At 35.4% G+C, this 15,857-nt stretch carries 7 protein-coding genes, 1 other RNA gene and 1 pseudogene; 5 read left to right on the top strand and 4 right to left on the bottom strand.

The window, feature by feature from the left end:
- Both B9N71_RS04900 and B9N71_RS04895 read left to right on the top strand, forming a co-directional pair.
- Positions 1 to 400 (top strand): EF-Tu C-terminal domain-related protein (locus tag B9N71_RS04900; RefSeq protein ID WP_503100224.1); only part of this gene is annotated, 400 nt, incomplete at its 5' end.
- A 460-nt stretch (positions 401 to 860) separates the two neighbouring features.
- A pseudogene (locus B9N71_RS04895) lies at positions 861 to 1,824 on the top strand (aldo/keto reductase).
- Positions 1,825 to 2,370: 546 nt separating this feature from the next.
- Here the strand turns inward: B9N71_RS04895 and ssrA are convergent.
- Together ssrA and B9N71_RS13490 are read right to left on the bottom strand one after the other, a co-directional pair.
- Positions 2,371 to 2,735: a transfer-messenger RNA gene (gene ssrA / locus B9N71_RS04890) on the bottom strand.
- A gap of 322 nt (positions 2,736 to 3,057) precedes the next feature.
- Positions 3,058 to 3,204, bottom strand: coding sequence for an NAD(P)-dependent oxidoreductase (locus tag B9N71_RS13490; RefSeq protein WP_081296688.1), 147 nt, complete (start codon positions 3,202 to 3,204; stop codon positions 3,058 to 3,060).
- 398 nt (positions 3,205 to 3,602) lie between these two features.
- Between B9N71_RS13490 and B9N71_RS04880 the strand changes: the two genes are divergently transcribed.
- Positions 3,603 to 4,688 carry a 3-deoxy-7-phosphoheptulonate synthase gene (locus B9N71_RS04880; RefSeq protein ID WP_085164513.1) on the top strand — a complete coding sequence of 362 codons (1,086 nt, stop codon included), beginning with the start codon at positions 3,603 to 3,605 and terminating at the stop codon, positions 4,686 to 4,688.
- Between the two features lie 55 nt (positions 4,689 to 4,743).
- On the opposite strand, the gene purL is transcribed toward B9N71_RS04880, so the two are convergent.
- Positions 4,744 to 8,646, bottom strand: a complete 3,903-nt coding sequence (purL, locus tag B9N71_RS04875) for a phosphoribosylformylglycinamidine synthase (RefSeq protein WP_085164511.1) — start codon at positions 8,644 to 8,646, stop codon at positions 4,744 to 4,746.
- A 623-nt stretch (positions 8,647 to 9,269) separates the two neighbouring features.
- Here purL and B9N71_RS04870 point away from each other — a divergent pair.
- Positions 9,270 to 12,317: a DUF2339 domain-containing protein gene (locus tag B9N71_RS04870; RefSeq protein ID WP_085164509.1), complete on the top strand. Its 3,048-nt coding sequence runs from the start codon at positions 9,270 to 9,272 to the stop codon at positions 12,315 to 12,317.
- A 129-nt stretch (positions 12,318 to 12,446) separates the two neighbouring features.
- Positions 12,447 to 13,817 carry a DUF3999 family protein gene (locus B9N71_RS04865; RefSeq protein WP_085164508.1) on the top strand — a complete coding sequence of 457 codons (1,371 nt, stop codon included), beginning with the start codon at positions 12,447 to 12,449 and terminating at the stop codon, positions 13,815 to 13,817.
- Between the two features lie 179 nt (positions 13,818 to 13,996).
- Here the strand turns inward: B9N71_RS04865 and glnS are convergent, their stop codons facing one another.
- Positions 13,997 to 15,673, bottom strand: coding sequence for a glutamine--tRNA ligase (glnS, locus tag B9N71_RS04860; RefSeq protein WP_085164506.1), 1,677 nt, complete (start codon positions 15,671 to 15,673; stop codon positions 13,997 to 13,999).
- Between the last annotated feature and the right edge of the window lie 184 nt (positions 15,674 to 15,857).

Below are 15,857 nucleotides of genomic sequence, written 5' to 3'. Positions count from 1 at the left end.
CCGTAAATTACTTGACGAAGGCCGTGCAGGTGAAAACGTTGGTGTATTACTACGTGGTACAAAACGTGAAGAAATTGAACGTGGTCAAGTACTTGCAAAACCAGGTTCAATCACACCACATACTGATTTTGAATCAGAAGTGTATATCTTAAGTAAAGATGAAGGTGGTCGTCACACTCCATTCTTCAAAGGTTACCGTCCACAGTTCTACTTCCGTACAACTGATGTAACTGGTACTATCGAATTACCAGAAGGTGTAGAGATGGTAATGCCTGGAGATAACATCAAAATGACAGTATCATTAATTCACCCAATCGCAATGGCAGACGGCTTACGTTTTGCGATTCGTGAAGGTGGTCGTACTGTTGGTGCGGGTGTTGTTGCTAAAGTTATTAAGTAATCAAACTTACCGTAATAAAGAGCAACTATTGATGCTCTTTATAATCAGTAAAAAAGGTGCATTTAGGTGTGCCTTTTTTATTTTTTAATCAATAATTTCATATATACTTAAAGTTAACTAACCGCAGTAACCTTATATTTTCTACAGCATTATAAAACGTCAAGCCTCGAACATATTTCCGTTAAAAGAAAGCCTTTAGCCAATTATTCTAAATGTCTATTAATACTTTTACTAATTTATCTAGCATTTTTTTAGTACATCATTGATATTAAAAATAAATTTCACTATTTACAGTTATACATAAGGTTGTTATTAGTGAATTTAATTCATGATACTATCAATTAGAAACTTATTTATTTCAATAAATATAAGGGTTAGAATAATTTATCGAAAATATATTATTCGCTTATTGTTAGAAGGATAAAGTTTATTCAAATTAATTTTTACAAGGGAGGATTTTATGGAATATTTACAACTTGGCAACTCTGAGATTAAAGTGTCTCGTCTTTGTTTAGGATGTATGAGTTTTGGTGATCCTGCCAGTAAAATGCATGCATGGACACTTAATCCCGATCAAAGCGAAACAATTATTAAACATGCACTAGATTTAGGAATTAATTTTATTGACACTGCCAACACTTATTCTGCCGGTACAAGCGAAGAATATTTAGGACGGGCAATCAAAAAAAAATATCGCTCGCGACAAAGTCATATTGGCAACAAAAGTCTATTTTAACGAAGGACACCTATCAAAAACCGCAATTGAAAGGGAAATAGACGGATCGCTTAAACGACTTGGCACTGACTATGTTGATTTATACATCATTCATCGCTTTGACGATACAACACCAATGGAAGAAACAATGCAAGCTTTACACAATCTTGTCAAGGCAGGAAAAGTCAGAGCTTTAGGAGCTTCGGCTATGTATGGATACCAATTTTATAACATGCAACTTGTGGCAAAGCAAAATGGTTGGACGCCTTTTATTTCTATGCAAAATCACTACAATTTACTATATCGTGAAGACGAACGTGAGCTTATTCCTATCTGCCAACAATTTAATGTCTCTTTAACACCCTATAGCCCTTTAGCCACAGGCAGACTTGCTCGTTTAGAGTGGCAAGCCGACACCTTACGCAGCCAAACCGACCAAGTCGCCAAGTCTAAATATGACAGCACGCAAAAAGCCGATACCAGCATTGTACAAAAGGTTAATGAACTTGCCGAAAAATATGGGGTAACCATGACACAAATAGCACTAGCGTGGCAATTTGCTAAAGGAGTGACAGCACCAATTATTGGAGCGACTAAAACTAAATATCTTGATGATGCAGTTGGAGCTATTAAGGTTTCGTTATCGGAAGATGATATTGCTTATTTAGAAGAGCCGTATATACCGCATCGTATTGTTGGGGCGATTTGATTTGTGAAATAAGATGATTACGAAGAAGTTAGCAAACTTTTTAGCCATTTGATGAAATATATAGCAGTATGATTTGGGGGGGAATTTGTGCCTCCCTAATGTAGTAGTTAAGTTTTCTGACACAGCTAATTAGTTTTATTCCAACAATAAAAGAGGATATACCCATTCTCTTTTTAACGTATCAAGCAAGCATTTAAAAATAACCCCAATCAAAGCCCAAAAAATAACATAGATAGCCATTGTTTAGAATTCGTCTTGTTTTTTGATAAACCCGTACTTTGTTATTTCTGACTGGCAGAGTAAAAGTAACCTTTTTTAGAATTTAGATCCTCTTTTTAAGTAATTCAGTCTTTTTTCATTTTTTTATTTTGATGATCTTGACAAAACCCACAAATAAGTTTGTGTATTTGCCTATTTTGAACAACTCTAATGAGTAAAAATAAGGTACATATAAAATAGACAAACAAAAATTGAGACAAATGGAAGCACAGTTAGCCAAAAGCATAAAAATATTATAAAAGAATTGAATTATAATAAACAATATAGTGGTGGAGCTGGCGGGAGTTGAACCCGCGTCCGAAATCTCTACATCCTCGGTACTACATGCGTAGTTTGTTTTTGAATTTCATCTACCCGCTGCGAACAAACACGCTACTGATAGACTAGCTTGATTAGGTTTAATGCTTCCACCCCAAGCAAGGCTTCCACACGATCTCGTTTGGGTTTGACTCCTCTTTATCCCCGTCCTACGAGCGGAGGCTAGGGAGAGAAGGCTCTATACAGGTTATTAAGCTGCTAGTGCGTAGTTTTCGTCGTTTGCGACTATTTTTTTGCGGTTTATTTACGAGGCCTACCGCACCTCGGCATGCACCTTGGGTTTCGCAAATCCCGTCGAATCCAGAATCAGCCCCAATTGTGAATTGTAAATAAAAAAACAATATTAAGGCATTATAGGTGAATTCAAAATGGAATACAAGTTAGCTAGCTTCAAGGTTGGTCTAGTTATCGGCAAATTTTTCATCTTTTAATGCTGCGTGATATTATTAACAGCACATTTTTTCCTTCACATATCACATTTCAGCCATTGCAGAGCTGACTTGAGGTGATAATAAAACATTATAAATGTTTGTCGTAAAAGGGGAATTGGTAGGTAGTGGCTCAATTTCAAATGCATCAAGTCCTGTGGCTTTGCTCGTTTTATTTTTAGTACTTCAAGCGGCGCTTGTTGATCAACTATTTTTCACAGGCATCATTAATAAGTATTGCCGAAGGCCTCATTAAAGCTAATTTTTCTTTTGTGAATAGTTGAATAGTTTTTTTTGTTAATGGGAGAATGGTAACAACAAAATTGGCTTGTTTTAATACATTGCCTAAAAATATATAATCATGCGGCTAAGTTAGCTGGTAAAGTAGCAGAGCGTAAATATTTTTCAGCTATGTCACTTAATATCAAAGTAATCATTAAAACTTTCAATAAATATACATAACCCAAATAACGCCTTATCATCAGCAGAATATTATGCTTTCATAACATAAAATAGCCATCAAAAACCCGCTATAAAGATGTAAACATTTTATTACAATATTTGCTTAAATTATCATTACACTAACTTTTTAAACTAAATTTATAATTAAATAACAAATCATAAAACAATTATGATTGGATAAATAATAAAAATTCCATTTACTATTATGTAATTTTGTGTTTACATAATAATTGTTTGTGTAATTGTTATTTTACATATAAAAATATAAATGATTTTAACAAGGAAAATAAAATGTTAAAAGATACTTTAAATAATGTTCGAATCAGAGACGAGCATATGTTAATCACACCTGAAGAAATCAAACAGCTTTACCCTCTTTCTCATGATTTAGAAAACCAAATTGCCTTATCACGCCAAACTGTTGTGGATATTTTAGAGCGACGTGATCACCGCTTGCTTATTGTATGTGGTCCTTGCTCTATTCACGATCCTATTGCGGCAATTGAATATGCCCATAAATTAAAAAAATTATCAGACGAAGTCAAAGACCACCTATTTATAGTTATGCGAGTCTACTTTGAAAAACCACGCACAACTGTAGGATGGAAAGGTATGATTAACGATCCTCACATGGATAGCTCATTTGATATTGAGCATGGACTAAAAAAAGCCCGTAAATTACTGCTTGATATTACTCAAATTGGCTTGCCTATTGCAACTGAAGCACTAGATCCCAACACACCACAGTACATTGGTGATTTAATTAGTTGGTCTGCAATCGGAGCAAGAACTACTGAATCACAAACGCATCGAGAAATGGCCTCGGGGCTTTCAATGCCTGTTGGTTTTAAAAATGGAACTGATGGCAGTTTGGATGTTGCAATTAATGCCATGAAATCAGCCTCTATGCCTCATCGTTTTGTAGGAATTAACCAACAAGGACAAGTAACGGTTTTACAAACAACAGGCAATCCACACGGCCATGTTATTTTGCGTGGTGGAAAAACGCCTAACTATGATGCGCAAAGCGTATCATTATGTGAAGAGCAAATGCAAAAAGCAGGATTATTGCCTAACTTAATGATTGACTGTAGCCATGCGAATTCAAATAAAGATTATCGAAATCAACCTATTGTTGCTAATTCCATTATTGAGCAAATAGAAAAAGGCAATAATTCGATTATTGGCGTAATGATCGAAAGTAACTTATTTGAAGGAAATCAGCCTTCCGAACAACCACCAGAAAACTTTAAATATGGCGTATCTGTGACTGACGCATGTATTAACTGGGAAGAAACAGACACACTATTACGAAAAATGGAGCACGTTTTAGCGCAGCCACTTATCGAAAGACAAAAGCACTCAGTTACTGCTTAAACTACTCAACAAATAAACATATCGCCGACACCATTATCGGCGATCTTTGTTTTATTTAACCTAATTGCTTACGAGCATTACGGAATATTCTCATCCAAGGGCTATCTTCACCCCAGTTATCAGGATGCCATGAATTAGTTACCGTTCTAAATACCCGTTCTGGATGTGGCATCATAATAGTTGCCCGTCCATCTTGAGATGTCACTGCAGTAATACCGTTTGGCGAACCATTTGGATTAGCAGGGTATTGCTGTGTTACTTTGCCAAAATGGTCAATATAACGTACGGCAACTAATCCGGATGCTTCTAAACGGCTTAAATGAACATCATCACCCACTTCAACACGTCCTTCCCCGTGTGAAACAGCAATTGGCATATGTGAACCCACCATATCAGTAAACAGCAAAGATGGACTTGGTTGGATTTGCACTAAACTAAAACGAGCTTCAAAACGTTCTGACAAATTACGAACAAAACGAGGCCACAAATCCGCTCCCGGAATTAGATCCTTAAGATTCGACATCATCTGACAACCGTTACAAACCCCTAACGATAAAGTATCTTTGCGATGGAAGAATTGTTCAAATTCATCACGCACTTTTTCATTAAATAAAATCGATTTAGCCCAACCTTCACCTGCTCCTAAAACATCGCCATAAGAGAAGCCACCACAAGCAACCAGTGTACTAAATTGACTAAGTGTAATTCGACCAGAAAGTAAATCTGTCATATGTACATCGATTGCTTGAAAGCCTGCTCTATCAAATGCTGCTGCCATCTCGACATGCGAGTTAACACCTTGTTCACGCAAAATGGCCACTTTAGGTTTTGTACCTTTGGCAATATAAGGCGCAGCAATATCGGCTTGCAGATCAAAAGTTAGCTGCACATTTAATCCTGGATCATCTTCATTTTGTTTAGCTTGATGTTCTTGATCTGCACATTCAGGATTATCACGTAAACGTTGCATTTGCCATGTCGTTTGCGCCCACCATGTTCTCAAGGTTAAGCGTGATTCACTGTATACTGTAGCCGAGTTATCACGCATAATAATTTGTTGACCAGTTTTAGCACTACCAAGAACATGAACCGCATGGGATAAGCCAAACTGCTTAAAGCAAGCCATCACATCATCTAAACGATTATTAGCTACTTGAATAACCGCACCTAATTCTTCATTAAATAACGAAGCAATCACATCATGACCTAACGAGGCAATATCTACATCAATACCACAATGTCCAGCAAAAGCCATTTCGGCCAATGTCACAAACAGTCCACCATCAGAACGATCATGATAAGCAAGCAAAGCATTTTGGCTTACTAAAGCCTGAATCGCATTATAAAAAGCAAGCAGCTCTTTAGGATCATGGACATCCGCTGTTTTTTGCCCTAAATGACGATACACTTGGGCTAGTGCGGTGGCTCCTAGTGCTTGATGGCCTTTCGATAAATCAACCAACAATAAAGTATTATCCTGATCAGTACACAATTGTGGTGTCACTGTTTTACGCACATCTTCAACACGCGCAAATGCCGAAATCACCAATGATAATGGTGAAGTCATGGTTTGTTGCTCACCATCTTGTTGCCATGTCGTTTTCATGGACATCGAATCTTTACCAACAGGAATAGCAAGCCCTAAAGCTGGGCATAACTCTTCACCAATAGCTTTAACGGCCTCATAAAGACCAGCATCTTCGCCCGGATGTCCTGCCGCCGCCATCCAGTTAGCTGAAAGCTTAATCCGTTTGATATTACCGATATTGGTTGCGGCAATATTAGTAATTGCCTCACCAACTGCAAGCCTTGCTGATGCGGCAAAATTAAGTAACGCAACTGGCGCATGTTCACCAATTGACATAGCTTCACCATAATAACTATCCAAACTTGCAGTAGTTACAGCACAATCAGCAACCGGTACTTGCCAAGGCCCGACCATTTGATCACGAGCAACCATCCCCGTCACTGAACGATCGCCAATGGTAATTAAAAAGGTTTTTTCGGCAACGGTTGGCAAATGTAGAATGCGTTTGACCGCATCATATAAATTAATTTCAGAAGTTGAAAAATTATCACCATGTGCTTGGTGAGTTTTAACATCACGTTGCATTTTAGGCGTTTTACCAAGTAGCACATCTAATGGCAAATCGATGGGATGATTATTAAAATACTCATCATGCAAGGTAACCGCCTTATTGGCGGTTGCCTGACCAATCACCGCATAAGGTGCACGCTCACGCTGACAAAGTTCAGCAAATAATGCCAATTTATCGGGATGAATCGCAAGCACATAGCGCTCTTGCGATTCATTACACCAAACTTCTAGTGGTGACATACCTGGTTCATCGCTAAGTATTTTACGAAGCTCAAACTGACCGCCACACCCACCATCGCTAACAAGTTCAGGCATTGCATTAGACAAACCTCCAGCACCAACATCATGAATAAATAAGATAGGATTATCTTCACCAAGCTGCCAACAGCGATCGATAACTTCCTGACAACGGCGCTCCATTTCAGGATTATCACGCTGAACAGAAGCAAAATCCAAATCAGCATCAGACTGACCCGACGCCATAGACGAAGCCGCACCACCACCTAAGCCAATATTCATAGCAGGGCCACCTAACACAATCAGTTTAGAGCCCGCTGGAAACTCACCTTTTTGGATATGTTCACGGCGAATATTACCCATACCACCAGCTAACATAATCGGTTTATGATAACCTCGAAGCTCCTCGCCATTATGGCTGTTAACCTTTTCTTCATAAGTACGGAAATACCCTAACAAAGCCGGACGACCAAATTCATTATTAAACGCCGCACCACCTAAAGGGCCATCCATCATAATATCAAAGGCGCTCACAATGCGATCAGGCTTACCAAAATTTTGCTCCCAAGGTTGTTCAAAATTAGGAATACGTAAATTAGAAACTGAAAACCCTACTAAACCGGCTTTAGGTTTAGCACCTCGACCAGTTGCCCCTTCATCACGAATCTCACCTCCACTGCCCGTTGCCGCACCCGGCCAAGGTGATATAGCTGTTGGATGATTATGTGTTTCAACTTTCATTAAAATATCTGCATATTCTTGATGATAGCAGTAGGTTTTATTCTCATTATCCGCAAAAAAGCGCCCAACGATTGAACCGTCCATCACTGCGGCATTATCCTTATAAGCGGACGAAACATAATCAGGAGTGTGTTCAAAAGTATTTTTGATCATCTTAAACAGTGATTTAGGCTGCTTTACCCCATCAATAACCCAATCGGCATTAAAAATCTTGTGACGACAATGCTCGGAATTGGCTTGTGCAAACATATAAAGTTCAATATCAGTAGGATTACGATTTAGTTTTTTAAAGTTCTCAACTAAATAATCAATCTCATCAGATGCTAACGCCAAACCTAATTTAAGATTAGCCTCATCTAATGCAGCACGACCTTGACCTAATAAATCAATGGTTGTCACTGGCGCAGGTGATTCAACATGAAATAACTGCTCGGCTTGATCAACATGGCTAAAGACTGCTTCCATCATTCGATCATGAATTAATGCTACAAAATCATTTTTTTGGCAATCGGTTAATTCTGAACGCACTTGCACATAATAAGCAATTCCCCGCTCAATACGGCGAATCTGTGGTAAACCGCAATTATGTACAATATCAGTTGCTTTTGATGACCAAGGCGAAATCGTTCCCACTCTTGGCGCCACTAAAAAGAGTTGCTTGCTAGCCGTTTGTTTAACATTGATTTGTGCATTTTTTGGACCGTATTGTAATAATTTATCTAACGTTAACTGTTGTTCAGCCGTCAATTCGCCTGCCAAATCAACAAAATGCAGGTATTGGGCTTCAATATTGATAACAGGGATAGATTTCTTACAACAAGCAGATAAGATTTTACTAATACGAAATGGAGATAACGCAGAGCAGCCAGCTAAAATTTTCATAAAAATTACTCTTTTTAAGCTAAAAATAGAGAAGAAATAAGACAATATTATAAAAGAAAGCGCACGATGTGGCTATATTAAATACAGTTAATCAGGAGATAGATAAAAATTCTGTTTTTTAACCAAAAGAAATAACCAAAAAGAAAAATAAAATCAATATGATATATAATTCTTTTTTACTAAGAATTGGATCTATTTTGGTAAGTGAAATGAATTAAGTATGAGGGTTAGGATATTTTGATACAGGAATAAGGTAGGTATATTGACCTTGCAGTATTATGAAAAAGTTTTTTACTCTAAAATCATTCAGGTAGAGTATTGATTTTATTGAATTTTCTATTTAAGCGTTTTTAGTAAAATCAAGCATTTATAAGATATTTAGTACTAGAGCTTTTATATTTCATTTAACTGTTAAATTTTAGCAAAGAAATTTCAATTAACTAAAATTCTAAATAAAAAAGCAAATTATTATCAAGTTACTCTAATGATAGTTTATTCAAACATATTGATTTATTGATTAATTACTGATTTACTGTTCATCAGCAAAATACTAACTTAATATTTTAATTAACGATAAAAACAAATAAGTGATCATGAAATAAAAAATATAAGGAAAAATTGGTATGGAATTTCTTTTTTATTTCTTATTCTTCGCAGTAGTAATAATTATAGTGGCATTTATTAATCTTTCTAGTTTGAAAGATCAAATTGTCCGGTTAAGAATTCAGTTAACAGAGGTACAAGAAACCCTTTTATCACTCAAAGAACAACTTTATCAGCAAAATAGCTCGGTTGAGTTAGAAGAAAATTCCAATTTAATTCATAAAACGACGTCCGAGCCAATTAATTATTCAGAAAATTCAGATGAAAAAGAGGATATTGAGCACGATAATACTAATTCGCAATTTGAATATTCAAATAGCAATACTACTGAAGAAACAGCGGATATTGCTGTTCAAATAGAGCCTCCAACCGAAATTTCTTTACCTTGTGCAGCTAATAATAACCATTTAAACGATGGACTTTTGCAACTTAATGAGCAAAATGAACCCGCCCTGTTACAAGAAAATATGCAACTTGATTCAGTAACAGTAGAACAACCCGATTCTCAATATCAAGAACTCAGTCAGGAAGAAGAGTTACCAACATTAGTTAGCGAATCTCTGGCGATAGAAACTCCAGAACAAGAAAAAATCAATCTTGATGAAACTACATCACAAACAACAGATCCATTTAACCCACAATACAGGCCAGTTACAAGTACTGAACCCAATCCGTTATTTATTTTTTTTAATTGGTTAATTAAAGGCAATGTAATTGCCAAAATTGCTATTGTGATCTTATTTTTAGGTCTAACCTATCTATTTAAATACAGTATTGAACATGATTATATTTCACCTGAGATCAGAATCTTAGGAAGCTTAGTATTAGGTTTTGTTTTGTTAGGAATCGGTTGGAAATTAAGACATAAACGAGAAATCTACGCCTTAATACTACAAGGCGGTGCCTTTGCTGTTTTATATCTGACCATATTTGCCGCCTATAGGTTATACGAACTTGTACCTATGTTAATTACGTTTGCTATTTTGTTGATTATTTGCTCAACAAGCATTTTATTTTCCATTTTGCAAAGAGCTATGAGTCTAGCAATTATAGCCAGTATCGGCGGTTATGTGACACCGATTTTACTATCCAATGGTTCAGGCAATCATATTGCTTTATTTAGTTATTATTTGATGATTTCCAGTGCTATTTTAGTTGTTAGCATCTGGCAGTCTTGGCGAATACTTAATTTATTAGGATTTTTATTCACCTTTGTAATATCTCTACTATGGGGAATGAGTAATTTCCGCCCTGAGTTTTACATTGAATGCCAAATATTTATCATCGCCAATATGTTAATTTATGGTATTTTAGCTGTTTTATTCTCGGTTCGAAGTTTTAATAAAGAACATAATCAAAATGCTATTGATTTAATTTTACTATTTGGCACACCGTTATCCGGTTTTGCATTACAATATTCTATTACCAATCAGTGGAAATTTGGACCTGCATTTTCATCATTGGCATTTGGTCTGTTTTATATTATTGGCTCTTATTTCATTCTGCGCTTGTTGAAATCTTCAGCAAAAAAAATCTCGCTTTATGGCTTGGCCATTGGTCTATCATTTAGTACGTTGGCTATTCCACTTACCTTTAGTGCCAATTGGACTGCCACAATTTGGTTATTTGAAGGAACAGCATTAAGTTGGATTATGCTTTCGCAAAAACATTATCGTACTGCTTTATTAGGTGTCGCAATTACATTATTTGGTATTGTTTCCGCTTGTATATCTTTCGAATGTGAACAATTAAATCCGAGCTCACTTACACTACTACTTGGTATTATAAGTGCCATTTTGCTAGTGAATGCCTGTTTATGGCATTGCTATGGTCGTAGAATTACTACAAATAATTTACTTAAAACGATGTTTATCGCTGTTGCTGTTATATTTTGGGTAATATGGATTTTATCAAGTGTTCATTTACATATTGACAATACAACATCAAAAGTATTACCAATTTTATTATGCTTCACTTTTTCTTCATGGCTATGGTATATCGTTGGGAAAAAAATCAATTGGCATCAGCTCTGTTATTCTGGGTTAACCTTATGGCTAATGATATTACTAGCTTTATTTAAAAGTTATGCCGAATCCTGCTATTTATTAAACTCGGGCATTTGGAGTGTGGTTTGGATCATAGCCTTTGTTAGTGCTTACTATTATTTACATATTGGAAAGGCACTTATCACAAACAGTATTGTAAATCGTAGTTTTAAAATAAATAAACAAAATACTTATCGTTTATTTGATATGTTACACATCAGTTTATTTTGGATGATTTTATACTGGATAACACGAGAATCTACTCATTTACTTAATCAATTACCATGGGGATACGAAGTAATAAAATGGAGTGTAACTGCAACTATTGCTAGCAGCATTATTCTACTATTTTATATACTGATTAAACGCCAAATTATGACCACAATATCATTAATTAAATCTTATTGGATGATAGGCTTATTACCTATTGTTATCTATTTAGGATTTTATTTAATAATTGGGCTTGGTATGAGTGGTCAAATCATTTATTGGAATTATGTTCCTATCATTAATCCACTTGAAGAAAGTGCAATCTTTGCTTTAATGATGTTTAGCGTTTGGTTAAAACTTGCAATAAACCATTTACAACTAAATAGCAGGATAATGAATCTTGCAAACTTTAAAATACCATTACCTAATATGGTTCTAGTGCCTTTAATTGTTTTAACCTTTTTCTGGGGAAACAGTATCGTTTTACGCTGCTTAAGCCAAATATTTGACATATCTTGGACAGCTAATTCTTTATGGCACAATAATATTGTCCAAATGACTGCATCATTACTTTGGATGTTAACTGCAGTAATATTGGTGACTATTGGACACCGTTATTCACTTCGGAAAATATGGTATAGCGGTGAATTTATTCAAGTGATCGTTATTATTAAATTAATCTTTGTAGATATCCGTGAGCTTGATGGATTACTTCGTGCATTTGCCTTTATTGGTGTTGCGTTATTAATGCTGTTAATTGGATATCTAGCACCATTACCGCCTAAGTTAAAAAATGATGATACTGATGAATAAATACACTATAAAAAATAGGTTTAAGTTTAACAATGACGTTTTCAGAAATCATTCTGATAATATCATTCAGTTTAATATAACAATAAATAAAAATTCGTGAATGTCATTGATTATTATGGATAAAAAATTATGAAAAAATTTTTATTGAGTTCGCTGTTATTAATAAGTGGATTTAGCCAAGCGATAGACAAAACTAATCAGTATGCCTATGGTGCCATGATTGATATCTCCAACGATACTAGCATGTATAGCAGAATAGAACTGACTCATGATGTTTATACACAAACATTATCAAGTTCATTAGATGATATTCGCATTTTTAACCAAAAAGGTCAGCCTGTACCTTATGCATTAGTCAATGTTTATCAGCAAAGTGATAATAATCAAACTTTCCCAGTAGCTATTTACGCGTTAAATGAAAACAAAGATGAAGATCAAAGCAAAATGGCGATTGAACAGTATAATATCAATATCAACAATAAAGATGTTCAAATCTATCTCGATAAAGCAAATAGCCAAGGAGGCTATAACGCAAGGTATTTATTGCAAATTCCCGAAAATGTTAAGTTAGAACAAGCCATAAGTCGTTTATCCATTGATTTTGATGTAACTGAAAGTCAAAATTGGCAAGCATCCGCCAAATTGCTTTATAGCCAAGATTTAAGTAATTGGCAAACTGCACTCAATAATGTTCCAATGATGTCTTTGACTGATAACAATAATAATCAGTCACTTAGAGTAAATACAATTGATATACCAACAAACACTAATTACAAAGCACGCTATTGGATTTTATTATTAAAGTCAGATCAATCCACTGTTCCTAACGTCAAAAAAATTGAATTTACTTCAAGAAAAGAAACACCAAAATTAGCTCTTTTCCCAATTAACTTCGAACTAACATCATCAGATGGTCAAGAAGCAACTTATCAGTTACCATCACCTCAACCAGTTAGAGAGTTATCAATTAAGCTACAAAACCCACGTATGGTTTTACCTACTAGCATCTATTATAAAACCGATGACAAAGATAAAACATGGCATAAACTTGATGACTATATTATTCGAAACATAGATAGCAATGATCATAGCCAACATATCGGTGCTGGATTAATTATTAAACAATTAAAAATTAAAGCCATCAACGCAAGCTTTGATGAAGCACCACAACTAACAGCTTACCGCAATCGCATGAGTGTTGTTTTTAATAGCGCCAATAATGGTCCCTTCATTCTAGCCTGGGGATCAGCAAAAGCAACGTCTGCATCGTTAAGTGAAAAAGCATTACTTTCAGATTCAATATCTGTAGTTGATGTGCCACAAGCCTTTATTGGTGAAAATATTAAACTAGCAGGTAAAAAAGTATTATCCCAAGCAAATAATGATCCGACAAGAAATTCAATTTTACCTAAATGGTTAATTTGGGTTAGCTTAGTTATTGGCGCTATCATATTAATTATTATTGCATTAAAATTACTTAACGAAGTTAAAAAGTCATAAAAATGACTAGAAATAAGCACTTAATAGAAATTTACTCCATTGAGTGCACCACACATCTAAATACTGATAATTTTTAATTAGATAAGATGATAGAGACAATAAAAGGCTTTGATTTTGGCTTAAGTCATTGTGGTAACAAACATTCGCCGACTTAAGCCGGCGAATTGTAGCATATTAAATTACGCTTCGTTCCAACTATCTCTTAACCCTACGGTTCGGTTAAACACTAGCTTATCTTCAGTTGCAAACTTGCTATCTAAACAGAAATAACCTTCTCGTTCAAATTGATAAGCTTTCCCCGCCTGAGCTTTTTGTAAACTAGGTTCAACAAGACCTTGCTTAATCACTAACGAAGTAGGATTAATGGTTGATAAAAATTCCTCTGCTGCACCTGGGTTTGGCGTATTAAATAGACGATCATACAGGCGAATTTCGGCTGGTTTTGCAAATTTAGCTGAAACCCAATGAATTACACCTTTGACTTTACGACCATCTTCAGGATTTTTATTTAAGGTTGCTGGATCATAACTACAATAAATCGTTTGAATATTACCTTCGGCATCTTTTTCAACTCGATTTGCTCGAATCACATAGGCATTACGCAATCGCACTTCTTTACCTAATACTAAACGTTTGTAATTTTTATTGGCTTCTTCTCTAAAATCTGCACGATCAATATATATTTCACGAGTGAAAGTGACTTCTCTATGACCCAGTTCAGGACGATTTGGATGATTTGGCATATTAAGCACTTCATCAATAGTATCCGAGAAGTTTTCAATGACAACTTTAACCGGATCGAGCACCGCCATAGCACGAGGCGCATTTTCGTTAAGATCTTCGCGAATACAAAACTCAAGAGTACTCATTTCTACGGTATTTTCTTGTTTTGTCACACCAATTCGACGACAAAATTCACGGATCGAAGCTGGTGTATAACCACGACGACGTAAGCCTGAAACAGTCGGCATACGCGGATCATCCCAACCATCAACAATCTTTTCTGACACAAGTAAATTTAATTTACGTTTTGAAGTAATCGCATATTCAAGATTTAATCTTGAAAATTCATACTGATGAGGCCGTGCCTCGATTGTAATATTATCTAATACCCAGTCGTATAAACGGCGATTGTCTTGGAATTCAAGTGTACAAAGTGAATGGGTAATATTTTCAATCGCATCTGAAATACAGTGGGTGAAATCGTACATTGGATAAATACACCATTTATTACCTGTTTGGTGATGTTCTGCAAATTTAATACGATATAACACTGGATCTCGCATCACAATAAATGGTGATGCCATGTCAATTTTAGCACGCAGACATGCTTTTCCTTCGGCAAATTTTCCCTCTTTCATTTGGATAAAAAGCGCTAAATTTTCATCGATGCTACGATCACGATAAGGGCTATTTTTACCCGGCTGAGTAAGTGTTCCTCGATATTCACGGATTTCATCAGCTGAAAGCTCATCAACATAAGCAAGTCCTTTATTGATTAGCTCAATAGCATATTCATATAATTGGTCGAAATAGTCAGATGAGTAACAAATTTCGCCATCCCATTCAAACCCTAACCAACGGACATCTTCTTTAATCGACTCAACATACTCTATATCTTCTTTAGTCGGATTGGTATCGTCAAAACGTAAATTACATTTACCTTTATAATCTTGCGCAATACCGAAATTTAAACATATTGATTTAGCATGACCAATATGTAAATAACCATTAGGCTCTGGAGGAAAACGTGTGTGCGTAGTTTTATATTTTCCTGCTGCTAAATCAGCATCAATAATTTGGCGAATAAAATTAGATGGACGATTATCTGTTTCGCTCGGTAATGAACCGCTCATAAAAAAACCTCTGGTGATATATTTATTAATAACAAATTGAGAATATTTGCTATATTATTGCTTATTATGTAATGAATATAACAAATTTTTCTTATTTCTGAAATGGAAAACAAACGATTCACATCGACAAAATTAATCTTTGATTAAACCCTGCTATTTTTAACTAAAAAACATATCTTTTTAG

Origin of the sequence: Gilliamella bombi (assembly GCF_900103255.1) — a bacterium.
Taxonomy (GTDB): domain Bacteria; phylum Pseudomonadota; class Gammaproteobacteria; order Enterobacterales; family Orbaceae; genus Gilliamella; species Gilliamella bombi.
The sequence above is the reverse complement of the archived record's forward strand: the minus strand, read 5'-3'. Positions and strand labels throughout refer to the sequence as shown.